This is a genomic window from Cupriavidus sp. OTU4054 (assembly GCF_038440175.1).
Taxonomy (GTDB): Bacteria; Pseudomonadota; Gammaproteobacteria; order Burkholderiales; family Burkholderiaceae; genus Cupriavidus; species Cupriavidus pauculus_D.
This window is the reverse complement of record NZ_JASATF010000021.1, coordinates 57288-75605: the sequence shown is the minus strand read 5'-3', so window position 1 is coordinate 75605 and position 18318 is coordinate 57288. Positions and strand designations below refer to the sequence as shown.

At 66.3% G+C, this 18318-nt stretch carries 17 protein-coding genes; 3 read left to right on the top strand and 14 right to left on the bottom strand.

Annotated features, from left to right (window positions below):
- Positions 1-78: 78 nt before the first annotated feature.
- Complete coding sequence (locus AAHB16_RS22785) at positions 79-1362, bottom strand: hydroxymethylglutaryl-CoA reductase, degradative (RefSeq protein ID WP_150375751.1); 1284 nt, start codon at positions 1360-1362, stop codon at positions 79-81.
- Positions 1363-1461: 99 nt separating this feature from the next.
- Between AAHB16_RS22785 and AAHB16_RS22780 the strand changes: the two genes are divergently transcribed.
- Positions 1462-2853: an aminotransferase-like domain-containing protein gene (locus tag AAHB16_RS22780; protein ID WP_342052052.1), complete on the top strand. Its 1392-nt coding sequence runs from the start codon at positions 1462-1464 to the stop codon at positions 2851-2853.
- On the opposite strand, the gene AAHB16_RS22775 is transcribed toward AAHB16_RS22780, so the two are convergent.
- On the bottom strand, positions 2848-3411 hold the full coding sequence (locus AAHB16_RS22775; protein WP_446718124.1) for a hypothetical protein: 564 nt from the start codon (positions 3409-3411) through the stop codon (positions 2848-2850). The genes AAHB16_RS22780 and AAHB16_RS22775 overlap by 6 nt on opposite strands.
- Positions 3412-3502: 91 nt before the next feature.
- A complete protein-coding gene (locus tag AAHB16_RS22770) occupies positions 3503-4393 on the bottom strand; it encodes a LysR family transcriptional regulator (RefSeq protein WP_342052051.1) in 891 nt (296 codons plus the stop codon).
- 243 nt (positions 4394-4636) lie between these two features.
- Here AAHB16_RS22770 and AAHB16_RS22765 point away from each other — a divergent pair, with 243 nt between their 5' ends.
- Together AAHB16_RS22765 and AAHB16_RS22760 are read left to right on the top strand one after the other, a co-directional pair.
- Positions 4637-5686 carry a porin gene (locus tag AAHB16_RS22765; RefSeq protein ID WP_342052050.1) on the top strand — a complete coding sequence of 350 codons (1050 nt, stop codon included), beginning with the start codon at positions 4637-4639 and terminating at the stop codon, positions 5684-5686.
- Between the two features lie 192 nt (positions 5687-5878).
- On the top strand, positions 5879-6304 hold the full coding sequence (locus AAHB16_RS22760) for a hypothetical protein (RefSeq protein ID WP_150375759.1): 426 nt from the start codon (positions 5879-5881) through the stop codon (positions 6302-6304).
- A 119-nt stretch (positions 6305-6423) separates the two neighbouring features.
- On the opposite strand, the gene AAHB16_RS22755 is transcribed toward AAHB16_RS22760, so the two are convergent.
- The 11 genes from AAHB16_RS22755 to AAHB16_RS22705 all read right to left on the bottom strand — a co-directional run bounded on the left by AAHB16_RS22755 (position 6424) and on the right by AAHB16_RS22705 (position 18306).
- Entirely contained in the window at positions 6424-7434 is a 1011-nt protein-coding gene (locus AAHB16_RS22755) for an outer membrane beta-barrel protein (RefSeq protein WP_342052049.1), read from the bottom strand.
- A gap of 104 nt (positions 7435-7538) precedes the next feature.
- Positions 7539-8324, bottom strand: a complete 786-nt coding sequence (locus AAHB16_RS22750) for an enoyl-CoA hydratase (RefSeq protein WP_150375763.1) — start codon at positions 8322-8324, stop codon at positions 7539-7541.
- 8 nt (positions 8325-8332) lie between these two features.
- Positions 8333-9490 (bottom strand): CaiB/BaiF CoA transferase family protein, encoded by a 1158-nt coding sequence (locus AAHB16_RS22745; protein ID WP_342052048.1) that lies wholly within the window; start codon positions 9488-9490, stop codon positions 8333-8335.
- Positions 9487-10443 carry a Bug family tripartite tricarboxylate transporter substrate binding protein gene (locus AAHB16_RS22740; RefSeq protein WP_342052047.1) on the bottom strand — a complete coding sequence of 319 codons (957 nt, stop codon included), beginning with the start codon at positions 10441-10443 and terminating at the stop codon, positions 9487-9489. The genes AAHB16_RS22745 and AAHB16_RS22740 overlap by 4 nt, the downstream gene beginning before the upstream one ends.
- Positions 10444-10564: 121 nt before the next feature.
- A complete protein-coding gene (locus AAHB16_RS22735) occupies positions 10565-11485 on the bottom strand; it encodes a tripartite tricarboxylate transporter substrate binding protein (RefSeq protein ID WP_223851802.1) in 921 nt (306 codons plus the stop codon).
- A gap of 228 nt (positions 11486-11713) precedes the next feature.
- Complete coding sequence (locus AAHB16_RS22730; RefSeq protein ID WP_342052046.1) at positions 11714-12781, bottom strand: 2-aminoethylphosphonate aminotransferase; 1068 nt, start codon at positions 12779-12781, stop codon at positions 11714-11716.
- Positions 12782-12808: 27 nt separating this feature from the next.
- Positions 12809-14002, bottom strand: coding sequence for a phosphonopyruvate decarboxylase (gene aepY, locus AAHB16_RS22725; protein ID WP_342052045.1), 1194 nt, complete (start codon positions 14000-14002; stop codon positions 12809-12811).
- Positions 13999-15693, bottom strand: coding sequence for a phosphoenolpyruvate mutase (gene aepX / locus AAHB16_RS22720; protein WP_150375771.1), 1695 nt, complete (start codon positions 15691-15693; stop codon positions 13999-14001). Before aepX ends, aepY begins: the two co-directional genes overlap by 4 nt.
- On the bottom strand, positions 15690-16454 hold the full coding sequence (locus AAHB16_RS22715; protein ID WP_342052044.1) for a phosphocholine cytidylyltransferase family protein: 765 nt from the start codon (positions 16452-16454) through the stop codon (positions 15690-15692). The genes aepX and AAHB16_RS22715 overlap by 4 nt, the downstream gene beginning before the upstream one ends.
- A gap of 47 nt (positions 16455-16501) precedes the next feature.
- A complete protein-coding gene (locus AAHB16_RS22710; RefSeq protein ID WP_150375775.1) occupies positions 16502-17491 on the bottom strand; it encodes a flippase-like domain-containing protein in 990 nt (329 codons plus the stop codon).
- A complete protein-coding gene (locus AAHB16_RS22705; RefSeq protein WP_191002431.1) occupies positions 17488-18306 on the bottom strand; it encodes a HalD/BesD family halogenase in 819 nt (272 codons plus the stop codon). The genes AAHB16_RS22710 and AAHB16_RS22705 overlap by 4 nt, the downstream gene beginning before the upstream one ends.
- Positions 18307-18318 lie beyond the last annotated feature (12 nt).

Genomic DNA, 18318 nt, shown 5'->3' with positions numbered 1-18318 from the left:
CTCCTTGATGGCCCGTCTTGCCGCGCGCACGGGTGTGGCGCGGCAGACGATGCTCTGGTTTTCTCTACTGCAAAGGCTTCAGGCGCGCAGTTCCGCGAGCAACGCCACCGCCCGGTCGGTCCGCACGTCCTTCTCCTCGGCCATCCGCTTCGCGATGCGATCGACTTCGTCGCCGACCGCGCCCGCGACGAGCGCGATATTGCGCGCGTGCAGCGCCATATGGCCGCGCTGGATCCCTTCCGTGGCCAGCGCGCGCAACGCCCCGAGATTCTGGGCAAGTCCGACCGCCGCCGCAATCTCGCCGAGCTCCTGCGCGGACTTCACGTCCAGAATCTTCAGCGCGAGGCGTGCCAGCGGATGCGTCTTCGTCGCGCCGCCCACCAGCCCGACCGGCATCGGCAGTTCGATCGTCCCGACCAGCGCGCCGCTGGCATCCTTCTCCCAGTGCGTCAGCGATGTGTACTGGCCGTTGCGGCACGCGTAGGCATGGGCGCCAGCCTCCACCGCGCGCCAGTCGTTGCCGGTGGCCACGACCACGGGGTCGATCCCGTTCATGATGCCCTTGTTGTGCGTGGCCGCGCGGTACGGATCGATCGCCGCGAACACGTAGGCATCGATCACGCCCTCGACAATCTCTTCGCCGCTGCGCTCGGCCGTGGCGAGCACCGATGCGGGCAGCCTCACGCGGGCGCGCGCGAGCCGCAGGTCCGCGAGGTTCGACAGGATACGCAGCCGTACCGATCCGCCCGTGATTTTCTCCACGAGCGGCGACACGGCCTCGGCCATCGTGTTGACCGTGTTGGCGCCCATGGCATCGCGCACATCGACGATCAGGTGCATGACCACCATCGGTCCGCGCGGCGTGTCCTGGAACACGTGCACGGCAATATCCTTGCAGCCTCCGCCCAGGCCGATCAGCACCTTGTCGCGGCTGTTGGCCACGGCGAGAATGTCTTCGCGCTGACGCAGCAGTGCCTGGCGCGCGCCGTGCGGATCGGACACACCGAGCACCTGCACCTGCGCCCGCATCAGCGGCACGGTGCTCGATGTCTCGAAGCCGCCGCAGTCGCGCGCCAGCTTGGCCATGAACGACGCGGCGGCGACCACCGAGGGTTCTTCCACGACCATCGGCACGAGCACGTCGCGGCCGTTCACGCGGAAGTTGCCGGCCACGCCGAATGGCAGCTCGAACGTGCCGACCACGTTCTCGATCATCCCGTCCGCCAGCGCGCTGCCCAGCGCGCCGGGCTCGGCCAGCAGGCGGATGTCGTCGGGGGAGAGGGCGGCGGCGCCGGCCAGATGCTGCAGGCGTTGCGCGGGCGTGAGGGCGCGAAAATTCGGTAGCCGGGAGTCGAGGCCCACGGTGTCTCCTTGTTGGTATGGAATGGTGACACTTTAGGTCCACTGTACCCATGAAAAAAGGTACAGTTCGGCAGGACACTCGCCTACCCGCCCGCCATCGTGACCCGATCGACCACCCTCTCCGCCACGCTTGCCAACTCGCTCGAGCGCCAGATCGTCGAAGGCGCCTACCGTGCCGGCGACAAGCTGCCCTCCCTGCGCGAACTCGCTTCGCTGCACGGCTACAGCAAGAACACGATCGTCGCGGCGTTCGAATTGCTGGTGAGCCGCGGCCTCGTGGAGCCGCGCCGCGGGGCCGGCTATTTCGTGCTGGACCAGCACGCGAAGGCGCGGCCCGACGAGGAACCCGGTTCGTTGCGGCGCGCGATGGATATCGTCTGGCTCATGCGCGAGCAGCTCAAGAGCCGGCCCGACGTGCTCGCGGTCGGCGATGGCTTTCCGCCGGTGGAATGGCTCGCGGAAGCGCGGCTCGACAAGTACCACCACAAGGTCGCCCGCACCGGTCTGGGTGCGTTGTTCCGGTATGGCAATCGCTTTGGCTATGGGCCGCTGCGCGACCATCTCGTGCGCAAGCTCGGCGATGTGGGGGTGGGCGCCGATGCGCGCCAGATCGTGCTTACGCACGGCGCGAACGATGCACTCGATCTCGTCATCCGCTACTTCGTGCCGCCGGGCGCGACGGTGTTCGTCGATGACCCGGGCTATTACCCGTTGTTCGGCAAGCTCAAGCTCGCCGGCGCGCGCATCGTCGGCGTGCCGCGCCTGGCCGATGGCCCCGACCTCGATGCGCTCGAGCAGTTGCTCGTTCAGCGGCGGCCACGGCTGTTCTTCACGCAATCGGTCGGCCACAACCCCACGGGCTCCGACCTGTCGGCCGCGAAGGCCTACCGCGTGCTGCAGCTCGCGCAGAAGTATGACGTGATGCTGGTCGAGGACGATGCCCTGGCCGATTTCAAGCCGACCACGCTGCCACGTCTGTCCGCGCTGGACCAGCTGACGCGCACGATCTACGTGGGCAGCTTTTCCAAGTCGTTCTCGGCGGCGTTACGCGTGGGGTTCATTGCATGCAGCGCCGATCTGGCGAGCGATCTCGCGGACCTGAAGGCGCTGATCCACGTGAGCAGTTCGGAATACTGCGAGCGCACGATCGACGTGATTCTCAGCGAAGGGCATTACCAGCGCTATATCGCGCGGCTGCGCGCTCGGATGACGGCGGCGACGGCCAGGGCCCATGCGCTGTTCGACCGCCTTGGCATCGATATCTTCGCGCGGACCGAACAGAGCCTCTATCTATGGGGCACGATGCCGGGGGTCACCGACTCGCTGGTCGTCGCCGAGCGCATGCTGGCGCAAAAAGTCATGATCGCCCCGGGCCGCGTCTTCCGCGTGAACGCCGAGGCCACGTCGCCGTGGTCGAGGTTCAACGTGGGGGCCGTGCTGGTTCCGCGATTCGAGCGCGCGCTACACGCGGTGCTTGGGCAGCGCTTATAGCGGTGCCTGCACCTTCGCCGCGGGCACGGCCGGCGCGGGGGCCGGGCCAGTCGGCTGCGCGCCGCCGTAAGCGAAGTACTTCGCCTTGGCGCCCTTGGCCCAGTAAGCGGTGGTGAACTGCTTGCTGTCGCGCCCATAGAGCAGTTCGATGCTGCCATTGGCGGCCGCCCACTCGGCATAGCCATTCTCGGCGCCCGGGTCCGTCTTGCGCTTCGATTCGTAGCGCGCATCGAGCTTCTTCGTCACGTCGTCGAGCGCGGGCCGATCGAACGTCAGCGTAATCAACGCCACCGCATCGGACCCATCGCAATTCACGATCACGCGCGTCAGCCCCGGCAGATTGAACCGCTCGAGATGCTTGATCTCGATCGCATCCCCACCCGCCCAGGCTGCCTTTCCCGCGTTGACGTGGTTCTGCGCATGCGTGAGCTTCGCGCACTTGCTTACCCCGAGCTCGAGCCCCAGCGGCGCGGCCGCCGGGGGTACGGGCTGCGCCATCGCGCCCGTGGCCACGGCAGCGGAGATCCAAAAACCAGCGAAAGAGAAAACCTTGAGCATCGTGAGACAAACCTGAAAAGAGTCTGCGCAATATTACGGCCATTTCCTGCAGAAACTGAAACAGGCCCGTTACATGTGGGACATCGCCCGCTCAACCGGGCGCGCTCTGCTTGACCCGCTCGATCAATGCCTCGGCCGCATTCGAGAGCCGCGCGTTCCAGCGCCGGATCAGCGAGATCGGATGCCGATACCCGGTCGCCGGCAATCGCCGCGCCACGAGCCCGAGGTCCTTCACGAAGTCGAGCACATAGCCTGGCAACACGGCCACGCCCACCCCCGATTTCACCATCGCCAGCACCGACAGCACCGTGCCTACCTCGATCGCCGATCGATACGTCAGCCCGTGCTGCGCGTACACGCGATCGACGGTGCGGCGCGTGCTGAACGACGGATGCATCGAGATATGCGGATAGCGCGCGAGCACGTCCCACGTCAACGCACGCTTGCGCGCGAGCGCATGGTCGGGCAGGCAGATCGCGTGCAGGGTCTCGTCGTAGAGATGCTCGATCGCGAGCTTGGGATGCCCGGCCTCCAGCGAGACGAGCCCGAAGTCGGCGCGCCCGTTCACCACATACTCGACGGTTTCGTCAGTGGACAGTTCGTGCAGCCCGATCTCGATACCGGGATGCGCGGCGTGGAACGCCGCCACGGGCTGCCGCAGCAAGCCGTAGGACATCATCGGCGACGCGGCCACGCGCACCTCGCCGCTTTCCAGATCGAGCAGCGTCTGCAGGCTGCGCTCGGCCGCGTCCATGGTGCCGAGCACCTCGCAGACATAGCCATAGAGCTGGTCTGCCAACTGGGTCGGCAGGACCTTGCGCGTGGTGCGCTCGAACAGGCGCTGACCGACCTTGGCCTCCATCTCCTGGCAGATCTTGCTGACCGCGGACTGGGTCATATGCACGGTCTGCGACGCGGCACTGAAGCTGCGCAGTTCGTACACCACACGGAACACGCGGAATTCGCGAAGGGTCAGGTTCATGGCGCGATGATAAATGACGAGCTAGGGTTCTCCCGTATTTGCGCTGCAACATCGGGCAGTACACAATCCGATCCCATATTCGAATGTTGTCCGGTTGCATGGACAACCATTCCTTCCAACCGCTGCACGCGAGCCCGCTCGCGATGCCCAAAGTGGTGATTCTCAGCCCTTACTGACGAATGAAATCCGGCCGTTTTCCACGGAGCCGGATGGCGGTTTTTTTGTCACGAGGGAAGTCAAAGCATGAAGGCGAGAGAATTACGCATTGCGGCAGCTGTAGCAGGTCTGTTTACCGGTGGAGCGTTCGCTCAGACGTCCGTCACGCTGTACGGCGTCGTCGATGCCGGTATCGAGTACGTCAATCATCTGGGTCCAGGCGATAACACGTCGGTACGGATGCAGTCGGGCAACCTCTCCGGTTCGCGCTGGGGCCTGCGCGGCGCGGAGGATCTCGGTGGCGGCCTGAGCGCGATCTTCGCGCTGGAGAGCGGCTTCAATATCGACGATGGCAAGAGCGGGCAGAGCCGCCTGTTCGGCCGTCAGGCATGGGTCGGCCTGCGCCACACCTATGGCCAGATCACGCTGGGCCGTCACAACACGCCGATGTACGAGTACGGGGTGCAGTACGACCCGATGGCCATTTCCACGCGCTATTCGATCGGGATACAAGACCCGACCTTCCAGTCGCGCGCGGACAACGCGATCCGATACGAAGGCAAGTTCGGTCCGGTCACCGGCAAGCTGTTCTACAGCTTCGGCGCGGATGGCACGTCGGGCGTCAACGCCGAGGTACCCGGTAACTATAAGGTGGGCCGCGAGATCAGCGGCAGCCTTGCCTACGAGAATGGCCCGCTCGCCGTGGCCGTCATCTACGACGAACTGAACGGCAATACGGTCGCCACGGACGAGAACAAGACGCGCAAGGCCGCGATCGCCGCGAACTACAAGATCGGCCCGGTCAGGCCTTACCTTGGCTATCGCTATGCCCGGATCATGACGCCGCCCACGTCGCAGACGACCAACCTGTACTGGGCGGGCGCGATCTGGGATGTCACGCCGGCATGGTCGCTCACGGGTGCCGCCTACTATCAGGACTTCCGTAACGCCGGGGCGGACCCCTGGCTCTTTATCGCCTCCGCAGACTATGCGTTCTCGAAGCGTACCGATGTCTATCTGAGCGTCGCCTACACGCGCAACAAGGACGGTTCGGATCTTGGCACGGGCGGGTTCGGCACCACCGTCGCCGGCAAGAACCAGACGGGCGTGCTACTGGGGATGCGTCACAAGTTCTGATCTGCGCAGCAGTTGGGCGATTGAGGGGAAGTGGGCGACCGCTTCCCCTTTTTCTATCGGCGCTCGTCAGCGGTTAGAACAAACGCTCTAAACTTCGTCCTTGCTTATCTATCTAGTAGTAGATAATATTCAGTCCATCGACGCACCTACCTAGTAGTAGATGCAGGAACCGAACAGACCCAGGAGCCAATCATGACCGCCAAGACCATCCTTACCGCCGCCGCCCTCGCCGTTGCTTTCATCGGTGGTGCCGCCCAAGCCGCCCAGGGTTCGCGTGACCCGTACCTCGACGGTGCCCGCACCATCAGCGAGCCGCGCAGCACCTTTACCGACGGCGCCCGTATCAGCAATCGCGATGGCTTCACCGACGGTGCTCGTACCGCCGACCCGTATCTGGATGGTGCCCGTGTTGGCAAGGCCGACCCCTTCACCGACGGAGCGCGGGTGGGTACCCAGACGGTTGCTGGTCTGGACCGCGTGGGTGTCTCCGCCGAACCGAGCCGCAAGGTTGACCCGTACACCGACGGCGCCCGCGACATCAACCGCCCCCGCAACCCGTTCGTCGATGGCGCCCGTAACGGCCAACGCGACGTGTACACCGACGGCGCCCTCGTGTGATCGGTAGCCAGGTTGCTCCGTCCCCCCGCAAGCGGACCCTCCCACCGCAAACGAGGGGTGCAAGAAGAAACCGGCGGCCCATGGCCGCCGGTTTCCCGTTGACGCGCGACACCAGGCCATCAGAACCGATACCCGATCCCCGCCAGCACCACATCGGTATCGCGGTCATACCCCGTCACCGCCCGGTTCCATGACACGCGCGCCAGCCAGTGCTCGCCAAAGCGATAACTGGCGGACATCGTCAGCAACCCCGACCATCGCGACGGCGCCCCGGACGCCGAGCGGCCCCGCTCGCTGAGATCGATCGCGTAATACGGCCCCGCGCCCACCCCAAGCGTCCACGTATCGTGGAAGAACGCGCGCTCCAGCCACAGCTGGCCCGCCACGCCATGGCGCCGCAACGCCGAGCTCTCCCCTTCATCGACGTAGCTGATCGTGCCCGAGGCGTAGCGCATGAGCCCGCGCCGATACTCGACAGCCTTGGCGAACGACGTTTCCGAATTGAACGTATTGACGATGGTCTGCCCCAGAAACACCGTGAGCTCGTTGCCCGTGACGGCATCCCCGCGCGATGGGGGCGGCACGACCAGGCCGCCCCGGTCACCACGATCGAGCTGGTAGCCCACGCCGATCAGCAGCGTATTGGTCTTGATGCTCGAAGGCGTCTGGGTCCGGTTGTAGCGTGCCTGCACCATCCACGGTCCGCCCCCGACGTACCACGTCGCCGCCACGCTCGCGAGCAGCCCCCAGCCGTGATGGTTGTCGCTCGTCCCGTCGTCGTTGCGGTCCGTCGTGTCGAAGTATCGATAGGGTCCGGCGCCGACGGCAACGTTGAACGCTCGATCGGCAAAGGGATAGCGCCACCAGAGCTGGGCGCCAAGGCCGTCTCGATGATGATTCGTGACATGGCCCTCGTTCAGGTACGAGAACGAGGCAAACCAGTTCTCCGCGAGGTTGTGCTGATAGCTGTAGCCATAGCCATAGCTGCTCTCCCCACCGGTGTCCGCACGCTGCAGGCCACCCAGCACGAGCAATTCCTGCGCCGCCGCGGGATGCATCCACGCCGCGGCGATCAGCAGCAGAACCGGCAGACACCGGCGAAGCGCGGCGGCAGTTGCAAGGGTGGGCATGGCATGACCAGTCAACGAATTGCCGTGCCATCTTAGCAACGCGGCCACCGCCCCGCTCCACCGTTATGTGCGACCGGTAACGGAAGCGCTCCGGTCACCGTCCCCTAGCGCTTCGCCTTCTCCGCCGCCTTGCGCGCGAAAAAGCGCGTCATATACGCATCGGGTTCCGGCCCGGCGTAGGACTCGCCGAACATCGCGATGCTCGTCTTGAGTCCGCGCTCGATGGATGGATCCTCCCAGGCGCGCAGCAGCGCCTTCTGCGTCCGGATTGCCACCGGGCCGCCCTCGAGGATCTCCCCGACCGTGTGTTCGATGGCGTCGTCGAGCGCGGCATTCTCCACCACCTCGTTGAGAAATCCCCACGCCTGCGCGCGCGCCGCGTCGATCGCCGCACCCGTCAGCAGCAGCCATCGCGTATTGCCCTCGCCGATCAGTCGCGCCAGGATGTTCGCGTGGATGACCGAGGGAATACCGATGCGCACCTCCGGCATCGCGAAGTTCGCGGCCGTATCGGCGATGCGGATATCGGCCGCCGCGGCCAGTTCCAGTCCGCCCCCCATGCACCAGCCCGCCAGCCGCACGATCGTCGGCACGGGGAAATCGCGGACCGCCTCGCACAGATCGTGCAACCGCGTGATAAAGGCCACGGCGGTGTCGGGCTGCAGGGCGGCCAGTTCCTTGATGTTCGCACCGCCGATAAACGCCTTCTCGCCGGTGCCGCGCAGCACCAGCACGCGGATGTCCGGGTCGCGCGCCAGTGCGCGCAACGTGCGGGTGAACTCGACGATGGTGTCCGAGTCGAGGATATTCAGCGACGTGCCATTGGCAATCCGCAGCGTGGCCACGCCACGTGCGTCGATATCGAGGGTCAGATGTTCGAGGTCTTGCATGTCGGGACTCATTCGTTAGCGGTGCGCGAAGGCAATGCGGGGGCCGGGGGCGCGTCCGTGGTCGCGGCGGGTGAGCGGAAGCGCGCGGCGATGTGTCGCTCGTGTCGCGGGTGGCGCTGGTGCGGCTCGCCTTCGTCGAAGAACCCCACCGCGCGCAGTTGCGGATCGTCGATCAGGTCCTCGACACGATTCACGCGCGCGCACGGGATATCGGCCGCTTCGAACAAGGCGAGCCACGCATCGCTGGTGCGCGTCGCCAGCGTCTCGGCCAGATAGCCGTAGATCGCATCGTAGTTGTCCGCGCGCGCGGCCGCGGTCTGGAAGCGCGCATCGGCCTCGAACGTCGGCAGTTCGCCAATCGCCTCGAAGAACGAACGCCAGTGCTTGTCGTTGTAGACCACCGCGGCGATATATCCGTCCCGCGTGCGGTACGGACGGCGATACGGCGTCAGCAGGCGGCTGTAGCCCATCGGCCCCGCCGGCGGTTCGAACGAGGCGCCGCCGAGATGATCGCCCAGCACGAAGGCCGCAATCGTCTCGAACATCGACACACGCACGAAGTCGCCTTCGCCGCTCTGCTGCCGCCGGTACAGCGCGGCCAGAATGGCATGCGCGGCGGTCAGGCCCGTCACGCGGTCCGCGATCAGTGTCGGCACATACTGCGGCGCACCGCCGGTCTGGCGCGCGAACAGTTCGGCAAGGCCGGTCTGCGCCTGGATGACATCGTCGTACGCCGCGCGCCCATGGAGCGGGCCACCTTCGGCATAGCCCGTGAGCTCCGCATAGACGATGGAAGCGTTGAGCGCACGCACCGCCGCTTCGTCGAGCCCGAGCCGGCGCATGGCCTGCGGCCGCACGTTATGCACGAGCACATCGAACGCCGGCAGCATCGCGCGCAGCCGCGCCTGATCGTCGCCATGCTTGAGGTCCAGCACCAGCGACTGCTTGCCCTGATTCGCATGCAGGAACATCGCGCCCATGCCGGGCTCGCGCTTGGCCCCGGCATGGCGCATCACGTCGCCTTCAGGCGGTTCGACCTTGACCACCTCCGCACCGTAGTCGGCAAGAATCTGCGTGCAGACGGGGCCCATGATCACCGACGTGAGATCCAGCACCCGCACGCCGGCCAGCGGGCCCTGCCGCGGCTTGTCACCACCATGCATCATTGCTGCTCCACACCGGCCCTGGTGGCGCGCGAGACCCAGATGTCGCGCTGCGCCACCGCGAACGCCGCATGCTCCTTCGGCGAGTTCGGGCTCGCGACCATGCCGAGCGTGGCCAGCTTCTCCGCCACCTGCGGTCGCGCGAGCGCGGCGTTCACGGCCTTGTTCCACTTGTCGACGATGGCCGGCGGCGTGCCCGCCGGCGCGGCCAGGCCGACCCATACCACCAGATCGAAGTCCTTGTAGCCGGCTTCGGCCATCGTCGGCACCTCCGGCAGTTCGGGCAGGCGCTTCGGCGTCGTGATCGCCAGCCCATTGAGCTTGCCCGCGCGCAGGAAGCTCATGACCACCGACGTATCGGCCAGCATGTAGTCGATCTGGCTACCCATCAGGTCCGTCACCGCGGGCGGCTGGCTCTTGTACGGAATCGCGTCGGACGGCGCGTGCGCCACCATCGAGAACGTCGCCGCGGCAATCTGCGCGGAGCCGCTGCCGTAGCCGTAGCGCAGGCGGTTCTTCTGCGCGAACGCGGACAACTCCTTCGCCGACTTGTACGGCGTGTCGGGACGCGTCACGAGCACCAGCGGAATCGTGGCGATTCGCGAGACATGCACGAAGTCCTTCACCGGGTCGTACCCCGGCTTCTTGTACAGGGCGCCAATGCCCGAATGGGTGGCGCTGCTCGTCAGCAGCAGCGTATAGCCATCGGGCGCGGACTTGGCCACGTAGCTCGAACCGATGATCCCGTTCGCACCGGGCCGGTTATCGACAACGATGGTCCCCAGCGCCTCGCGCACTTCCTCGGCAACGATACGCGCGGCCGTATCGGACGCACTGCCCGCGCTGAACGGCACCACGAGCTTGATGGGGCGGCTTGGGTAAGCATCGCCCTGCGCGAGTGCCGGATGAAAAAACGCCGCCAGCAAGAGCGCGGCGGCGATCGAGGACGTCTTCATGGCATGTCTCCGTATCTGTTCTGGTTTGGATATGAAGGCATGCTAAGGGCGATGCACTGATGCTCACAAGCGAATGGTTTTCATAGATTTATCGCTAGTTGGAATAAACCGCCGTTGCCGATCAATCGACGGTCGCGCCCGACGCCTTGACCACCTTGCCCCACTTGTCGATCTCGCGCGTGATGAACTTGCCCGTGTCGGCGGGCGACGTCCACGCGGCGGCGAAGCCCTGCGTGGCAAATCGCGCGCGGACGTCTTCCTGCGTGAGTACCGCCTTGAGGGCCTCGCTGAGCTTGCCGACCACGGCGGGCGGCGTGTTGGCCGGCACGAGCAGTGCATTCCACGCGGTGGCCTCGTAGCCGGGCACACCGGCTTCCGCCATCGTGGGCACATCGGGCGCCGCGGGCGAGCGCGTGCTGCCGGTCACGGCAAGCGCCTTGAGCTTGCCGTCGCGCACGAACGGCATGGAGGACAGCATCGTGTCGAACATCACGGTAGCCTGGCCCGCCATCACATCGGTGAGGGCCGGCGCGCTGCCCTTGTACGGCACGTGCGTCATCTTTACGCCGGCCATGCTGTCGAACAGTTCGGCGGCCAGATGCGTGGACTGCCCGTTGCCCGAGCTGGCGAACGTGACAGCACCGGGCCTGGCCTTGGCAAGCGCGATCAGTTCCGCGACATTCTTTGCGGGGGTCGCGGGCGCCGTGACCAGCACGAGCGGACCGCTCGTCAGCATCGAGACCGGCGCGAAGTCCTTGCTCGTGCTGTAGCCGGGCTTCGAGAACAACGTCATGTTGATGGCATGCGCGGTCGTGGCGACCAGCAGCGTGTAGCCGTCGGGCGCGGACTTGGCCACGGTGTCGGCGCCGATATTGCCGCCCGCACCGGGACGGTTATCGACGACGATGGTCTGGCCCAGGCGTTCGGAGAGCTTCTGTCCCACCACGCGCGCCACGATGTCCGTGGGGCCGCCGGGCGGATAGGGCACGATCATGCGGATCGGCTTGGTCGGCCACTCCTGCGCGGCCGCCGATGACACCATCGACAGGGACCAGAGTGGCAACAGGGCTGCGGCCACGAGGGGCCGCAGCGAAAACATGCGTTGGGGGGTCATGCGCTCTCCTGACTCGCTGCGGTTTTGCGGGGTGAAACGACATCGAAAGCGTGATCAGAGGGCTTATATGCGCCCTCGCGCATCGATGTCACTTTGCACCGCATCAAAGTTTCGTCGCTCGAAACTTTGGCGAGTCAGGCACTGCGCCGGGTGGTGCTAGCGGCTGACGAGTTCGCGGAAACCCTGAAGCAGACGGTTCATGTCGTCGGCCGTCAGCGCGCCCATCGTGGAGATACGGAACAGCTCCGAGGACAAGCCGCCCTGCCCCGCGTAGATCACGAAGCCGCGCGTCTTCAGCCCGTCATGCAGCTGCTCGTACGTCACGCCCGCGGGCAGACGATACGCGCGCAGCACCACGGACGATTGCTCGGGCGCCCACAGCGGCGCGATGCCGAGTTCGGCCAGCCCCGCGCGCACCTGCTCCGCCAGCGCCGCATAGCGCTGGTGACGCGCCTGCCAGCCGCCTTCGTCCTCGTACTCGCGCAACGCCTCCACGAGCGCGTAGAACGCATGCACGGACGGCGTGAACGGCGTATTGCGCTGATCCTGCAGCTTGGCCATGCGGCCAAGATCGAGGTAGTACGCGCGTTGCACCGCCCTGGCCAGCGCATCGCGGCGCGTGACCACGAACGCCGCGCCAGGCACACCGTGCAGGCACTTGTTCGCGGTTGCCGCCACGGCGTCGATGGCACCCGAGAAATCGATCGCCTCGGCACCGAAGCTGCTCACCGCGTCGACCAGCAGGCGCACGTTGCGCGACTGGCATAGCGCATCGATCGCCGGCAGGTCGTTGAGGCGGCCCGTCGTCGTCTCGTGATGGATTACCGTGACATGTGTGATCGACGGATCGGCATCGATCGCCGCCGCCACACGATCGAGGTCGGGCGCGCTCTTCCAGTCGTGCGTGACCAGCGTATGCGCGATGCGATATTGCGTCGCGATCTGCGCGATGCGCTCGCCATATACGCCGTTCTGCACGATCAGCAGCTTGCCCTGTTCGGGGACGAGCGACGCGATCATGCTTTCCACGGCGGCGGTGCCGGAACCGGTCATCAACACGGCCGACCATTGCGCGGGATTGAGCCCGTACACGCCCAGCAGGCGCGCGCGCGCTTCATCCTGCAGATCGAAGAACTCGCCTTCGCGATGGCACAGGTCGGTCTGCAGCAGGCTCTTGCGCACGCGCTCGCTCAGCGTGACGGGGCCCGGGTTCAGCAACAGCATCTTTGTTTCTCCGCTTAGTTCGTCCGCTCAGTTCGCGTCCGCCAGCTCGCGGCCCTGATCGGCCCCGATCTGACGGCCCAGCCGCGTCTTCACCTGCACCGGGGTCACCGTCGGACGCGGCAGCCCGTCGGGCGTTCCCGCGCGAATGGCGAGCCGCACGAACCGCGTACCGTCCGCGGGCGGAGCGCCCAGCACCTCGTCGATCAGGCCAAGCCGGTCGCCTTCGATCGCCGACGCGTAGCCGCACGAAGCGGCGATACCGGCAAACGAGACGTTGCGCGACACCGTCGCCTGCCCGCCCGTGGAATCGTGCGCGCCGTTGTCGAGCAGCACGTGCGTGAGGTTCGAAGGACCGTACGCGCCCAGCGTCGCGAACACGCCCATGCGCATGAGCGCGGCACCATCGCCGTCGACGGCCACCACCTTGAGGTCGGGGCGCGCGAGCGCGAGGCCCAGCGCGAACGGCGTCAGGCAGCCCATCGAGCCGACCATGTACAGCTGGTTCGGACGATCGTCGAGCGCATAAAGCTCGCGGCCGCAGAAACCCGTGGACGCCACGACGACCGTGCCTTCCAGCGGCGTGTGCGCGATCACGCGTTCCAGCGCATCGCGGCGGGTCGGCAGGTCCGCCTCGGCCACGCCGTGCCAGTCGGCCTGCGCGGCCGCGCGCGCACGTGCGGGCAGCGCCGGCTGGGCGTTCAGCGCGTACGGCGCCACGCTGCCCTTCTGCATGATCAGCGCGTACGGACGGCCCGTGCTGTCCATGTGGGCGATCGCGCGGTCGAGCGCGGGACCGACGGCATCGGCCTCGGTCGGGAACAGCTCCCATGGAATGTCCATGGTGTCGAGCATCGCCGGCGTGATCGGGCCCATCAGCGCGTGCTGGGGCTCGTCGGAGGCGCCGCCGGGCTGGCCGCGCCACGTGACGATCAGCAGCTGCGGCAGGCGGAACGTCCACGTCAGCGACGTGAGCGGGCTCACGGCATTGCCGAGGCCCGAGTTCTGCATCATCGTCACGCCGCGGCGCCCTTCGCGGGCCCCCTGCGTGACGCCCGCGATGAATGCCACCGCGTCGCCCTCATTCGCAGCCGACACGTAATGCAGCGTCGGGTCCTGCACGACGTAGTTGATGAACGGCGTCAGGTACGAGCACGGCACGCCCGCGTACCATTCGAAACCGCGCGCACGCGCGGCTTCGACGAACTCGACCGCCTCGATCATCGGGCGCCCTCGCTGCCAGCGGCGAACGGCGTTTGTCCGTGCGCGAAGTCGCCTGCCAGACGGAAGTCCTCCAGGTCGTTCACGCCGCGCCAGTGGCCGTGCACGTACGTCACCGCCACCTCCTCGCCCTGCGCGACGAGCGCGTTGAGCAGGTCGGGTACGTCGAGCGAATCGAAGTCCGGACGCGCGCGCAGTTCGCCGAGCAGTTTCTGCAGCTTTGCCACACCTTCGCCGCGCACGTTCAGCAGGCCGATCCAGCGGCCATGCGACTTGCCGTCACCGCCGTTCTCGTCGTCGGAGACCTTCCGCAGCGTGACCTTCTGGCCGAACAGATCGCGGTTGTCGGCCGACGAGGTCCACACGAAGTCGCGCACGCTCTGGTTCGATGCCGCCTTGTCCGACGAATCCGAGGAATCGACGACCACCGTGAACGGCGCGTCGCTCTCGACGAGGTCGCGCAGGATGTAGCTGCGGAACAGCAGATCGCCGTAGGCGATCACGGTGTCGCCCTGCAGCGCATCGGCCGCGCATGCGAGCGAGGCGAGTTCGCCGGTCTGCGCATGGCGTTCGTTCACCGCGAGCTTGATGCCGGCAGCGTCGATGGCCTTGGCCTGATAGCCACCGACCACGGTGATGTCGTTGATGCCCTGCTTCTTGAAGCCATCGACGAGATGGCGCAGCAGCGGCTTGCCGGCGATCGGCAGCATGACCTTCGGCTTGTCCTCGGTCAGCGCCTCGAGGCCCTTGCCGCGTCCGGCCGCGAGCACCACGGCCGCGCCCGGGCCCGAACCGCCCGACAGGTAGATCTTCTCGGCTTCCGAGTATTCGTCCGCATCCTGCAGGCGGAAGATCTCGTTGACGGTGGCAATGCGGTCTTCCACATTGACCAGCGTTTCGTTCTCGTAGATGTCCTTCGCCACGGCCTGCATCGACGATGCGGCAACGCGAATCAGGTGGTTCGCCCAGATCACGAGGCTGATGCCAGCCTTGCGGTACGCATCGGTCGGCGTGCTGTAGTACTTGGTCGGCACGATCACGATCGGGCAGCGGCCGGCCCACTCGCGCGCGAAGGTCAGGATCTCGTCCGCCTTCGAGAGCTTGCTGTGGATCAGGATCGCATCGGCACCGGCCTGATGGTAGGCCTCGGCGCGGCGCAGCGCCTCGTCCATGCCCCAGCCCGCGATCAGTGCTTCCACACGTGCGACGATCGAGAAATTGTCGTCGGCCTGCGAGTCCTTGCCGGCCTTGATCTTGCCGCAGAACTCGTCCATGTCGGCCAGCGGCTGGCGCTCGCCGCCGATAAAGCTGTTGGTCTTCGGGAACTGCTTGTCCTCGATACACACGCCGGCGATGCCGCGCTGCTCGAGCTTGCGCACCAGACGGCGCACGTTGTTGAAGTTGCCGTAGCCCGTATCGCCATCCAGCAGGATAGGCAGGTCGCTGGCGTCGGCCATGAACTCGAGGTTGTCGACCACCTGGGTCCAGCTCGCCTCGTTGTTGTCACGCACGCCGAACTGGGCGGAGATCGCCAGGCCCGAGGCCCAGATGCCCTTGAAGCCCGCCTCGCGCACGATGCGCGCGGAGAGGCCGTTGTGGGCTTCCATGATGAATTCGAGGTCGTTGCTCTGGAGCATCTGGCGCAGACGGGCCGCGCGCGAGGTCGAAAGCAGGTTCGGGTCGATGGCGTTCATTGAGCAACTCCTACAGGTCGCGTCAGTTGGGGCAGGACTTCTTCGGCGGCGCGTGTCACATCGCCAGGGAAATCGATTTCAATCCACGGCGCGCCGGTCACGTCGGCCGTGTCAAAGGTATGACCACCTTCCAGCAGCAGGTCGCGCACCGCTTCTTCATGCGGCATCTTGGCGCGTCCGCCGTTCACATAGTCGGCCACGATCTCGGCCAGGCGGCGCGCGGTCTTCTCGTCGAAGCGGAAGAAGCCTACCGACTCGCCGATGGTGTCGTATTCGAGATCGGCCATCAGCTGTTTGCGCAGTTCCACGGGCACGCCGTTCTTCAGGCACAGCTTGACGGGCTCGTCGCCGGCCTCGAAGTCGCGGTCGATCAGCAGACGGTTGGTGCTCTCGCCCGCGACCAGTGCCTTGAGGATGCGCTCGTCGTAGAGCACATCCGCGTCCATCAGCAGCACGTCGCCGCCGCGCGTCATGGCATCGGCCACGGTATGCACGGTCAGCACGCTACCCAGGTCGTAGCGGTCATTGATCACGATCTCGGGGCGACGGGCCAGGCCAAGACGATCGACCTCGGCTTCCACCTGCCTGGGCTCGAAGCCCAGCGCGAGCACGATGTCCTGCACGCCCGCCGCGTTGAGCATACGTATGTGACGCTCCAGCAGCGTGGTTCCGTCGAAGCGCAGCAGGCATTTGGGGAACTGGGCCCCCGGCTGCTGCTGCAATCGCAGGCCAAGGCCCGCGGCAAGGATGATGGCTCGCATTATTCAGTGACTCGCGATAGAAATTAAATCGGTCGGATAACCGCCCGTCATTCGGATGGTTCCAAAGCCGCGCGTCTGCGCTGGAACTTCCGTTCACTCAAATGCAGATACAACAGGCCCGGCAAACCCAGGATCAGTTCGCGCACGCGCTTGGCCAGCGACAACGCCAGCGCCATGTCCGGCGGCAGACCCACCAGCGGGGCCAGCAGCAGGTACCCGCCTTCCTGCGCGCCGAGCGAACCAGGAATCGCAAAGGCCGCGCCACGAATGGCCTGGCCCACCGACTCCAGTAACAACGCGTCCACCCAGCTCACCGGATGACCGAGGAAATGCATGATCAGCCAGACCTCGGCGGTGCCGACGATCCAGCCGATCAGGTTCAGGAAGAAGCTTGCCGCCACACGGCCCTTCTCGCCGTAGAGCTCGCGAATCGCTTCGTCCACGGCGTCGGCGCCTACCGTCAGGCCCTTCCAGTCGCGCTTGCCGAAGACCTTCGACAGCAGCCGCAGCACGCGGCCGAACATCCCCCGGCGCTGCAGCACGACAAATCCCACCACCATCAGCGCCAGCACCGCGGTGGCGGCAATGACCGGCGTACGCTCGCCCGCCAGGCCGCCGTTGGCGCTGAACAGCAGCACGCCGCCGAGCGCGAACAGGATCTGCGACAGCGCCTGCGCGGTCGTGCTGACCGTGATCGCCGCGGCCGCGTCGCGAATGCGCGCGCCGCGATGCGACAGGTACCGCACCATCAGCACCGGACCGCCCAGCTGACCGGCCGGCAACAGGCTGTTGACCGACTCGCCGACCCAGCGCGTCATGATCGCGTCGCGGATCTTGCCTTCGCCGTGGCGGTGCATGAGCACCCAGATCGATGCCGCATCGAGCAGCAGCGGAATCAGATGGAAGGCCGCGATGAGCGCGAGGCCCCATTTGGCGACCAGCAGCGTCGAGACCACCGCATCGAAACCGCGCCATGCCAGCAGCGCGACGAACAGCGCCGCGCCAATCGTAAACAAAAGTACTGCAGCACGAGTCACGCGCGATTCTTCCCACCCGATAGCAGGCGCCGGAACACCTGACGGAAACCGAAGTACGCGACCGCATCCTTCATATTCGAAATAAGACGCAGCCACGGGCGCATGCCGGGGTCGGTCACGTACTCGAACGTGAGCGAGACCCGGAACTCGTTGGCGCGCGCGGGCGTGATGCGGTGGCGCAGCTTGTCGCCGTCGAACAGCACGAGGCCGCCCGGCGGAATCGCGACCGAGCCCGGCTCGTCGGCGCGGTCCTTGTCACGCGTGTGCAGCTCGTAGTCCAGCCGGCACGACGATTCGTCGATGACGCCAAGCAGCACCGTGTAGCGGCGGCCGTCGTAGTAAGACGTGTCGTAATGCCAGCCGATATGGTCCCCTTCGCGCGTGTAGTAGTACAGCGCGTAGGCATGCGGATCGGTCGCGGGGCACACCTGCAGGCGGTCGCCGGTCATCTGCTCGAGCCAGCCGATCAGCGCCTTCGAGCGATACAGCTCGGCGATGAACGGCGCATGCTCGTCGATGGTGTGCCGGCTGACGCTGCCGCCCTGCTTGTGGCCGGGCAGGTAGTTGCGGTTGATATGCGGCTGCAGTTCCCGCGCGAGCCGGATCAGCTGCGCCGTGGCATCGGGGGCGAGGAACTTGTCGAGATACAGAAACGCGCCCTGCCGCACGAAGTCTTCGCGCAGTGCCGCATTGTCGAACGTGGCGGTTTCGCGCGCGACGTCGGCGTCGGGCGTGGATACCGCGCGTGCCGCGTGCGATGGCGACGACGATGATGATGTGCCGGGCAGGGTCACATCCGGTGCGCTCGCGCGCATGGCCTGGTCAGT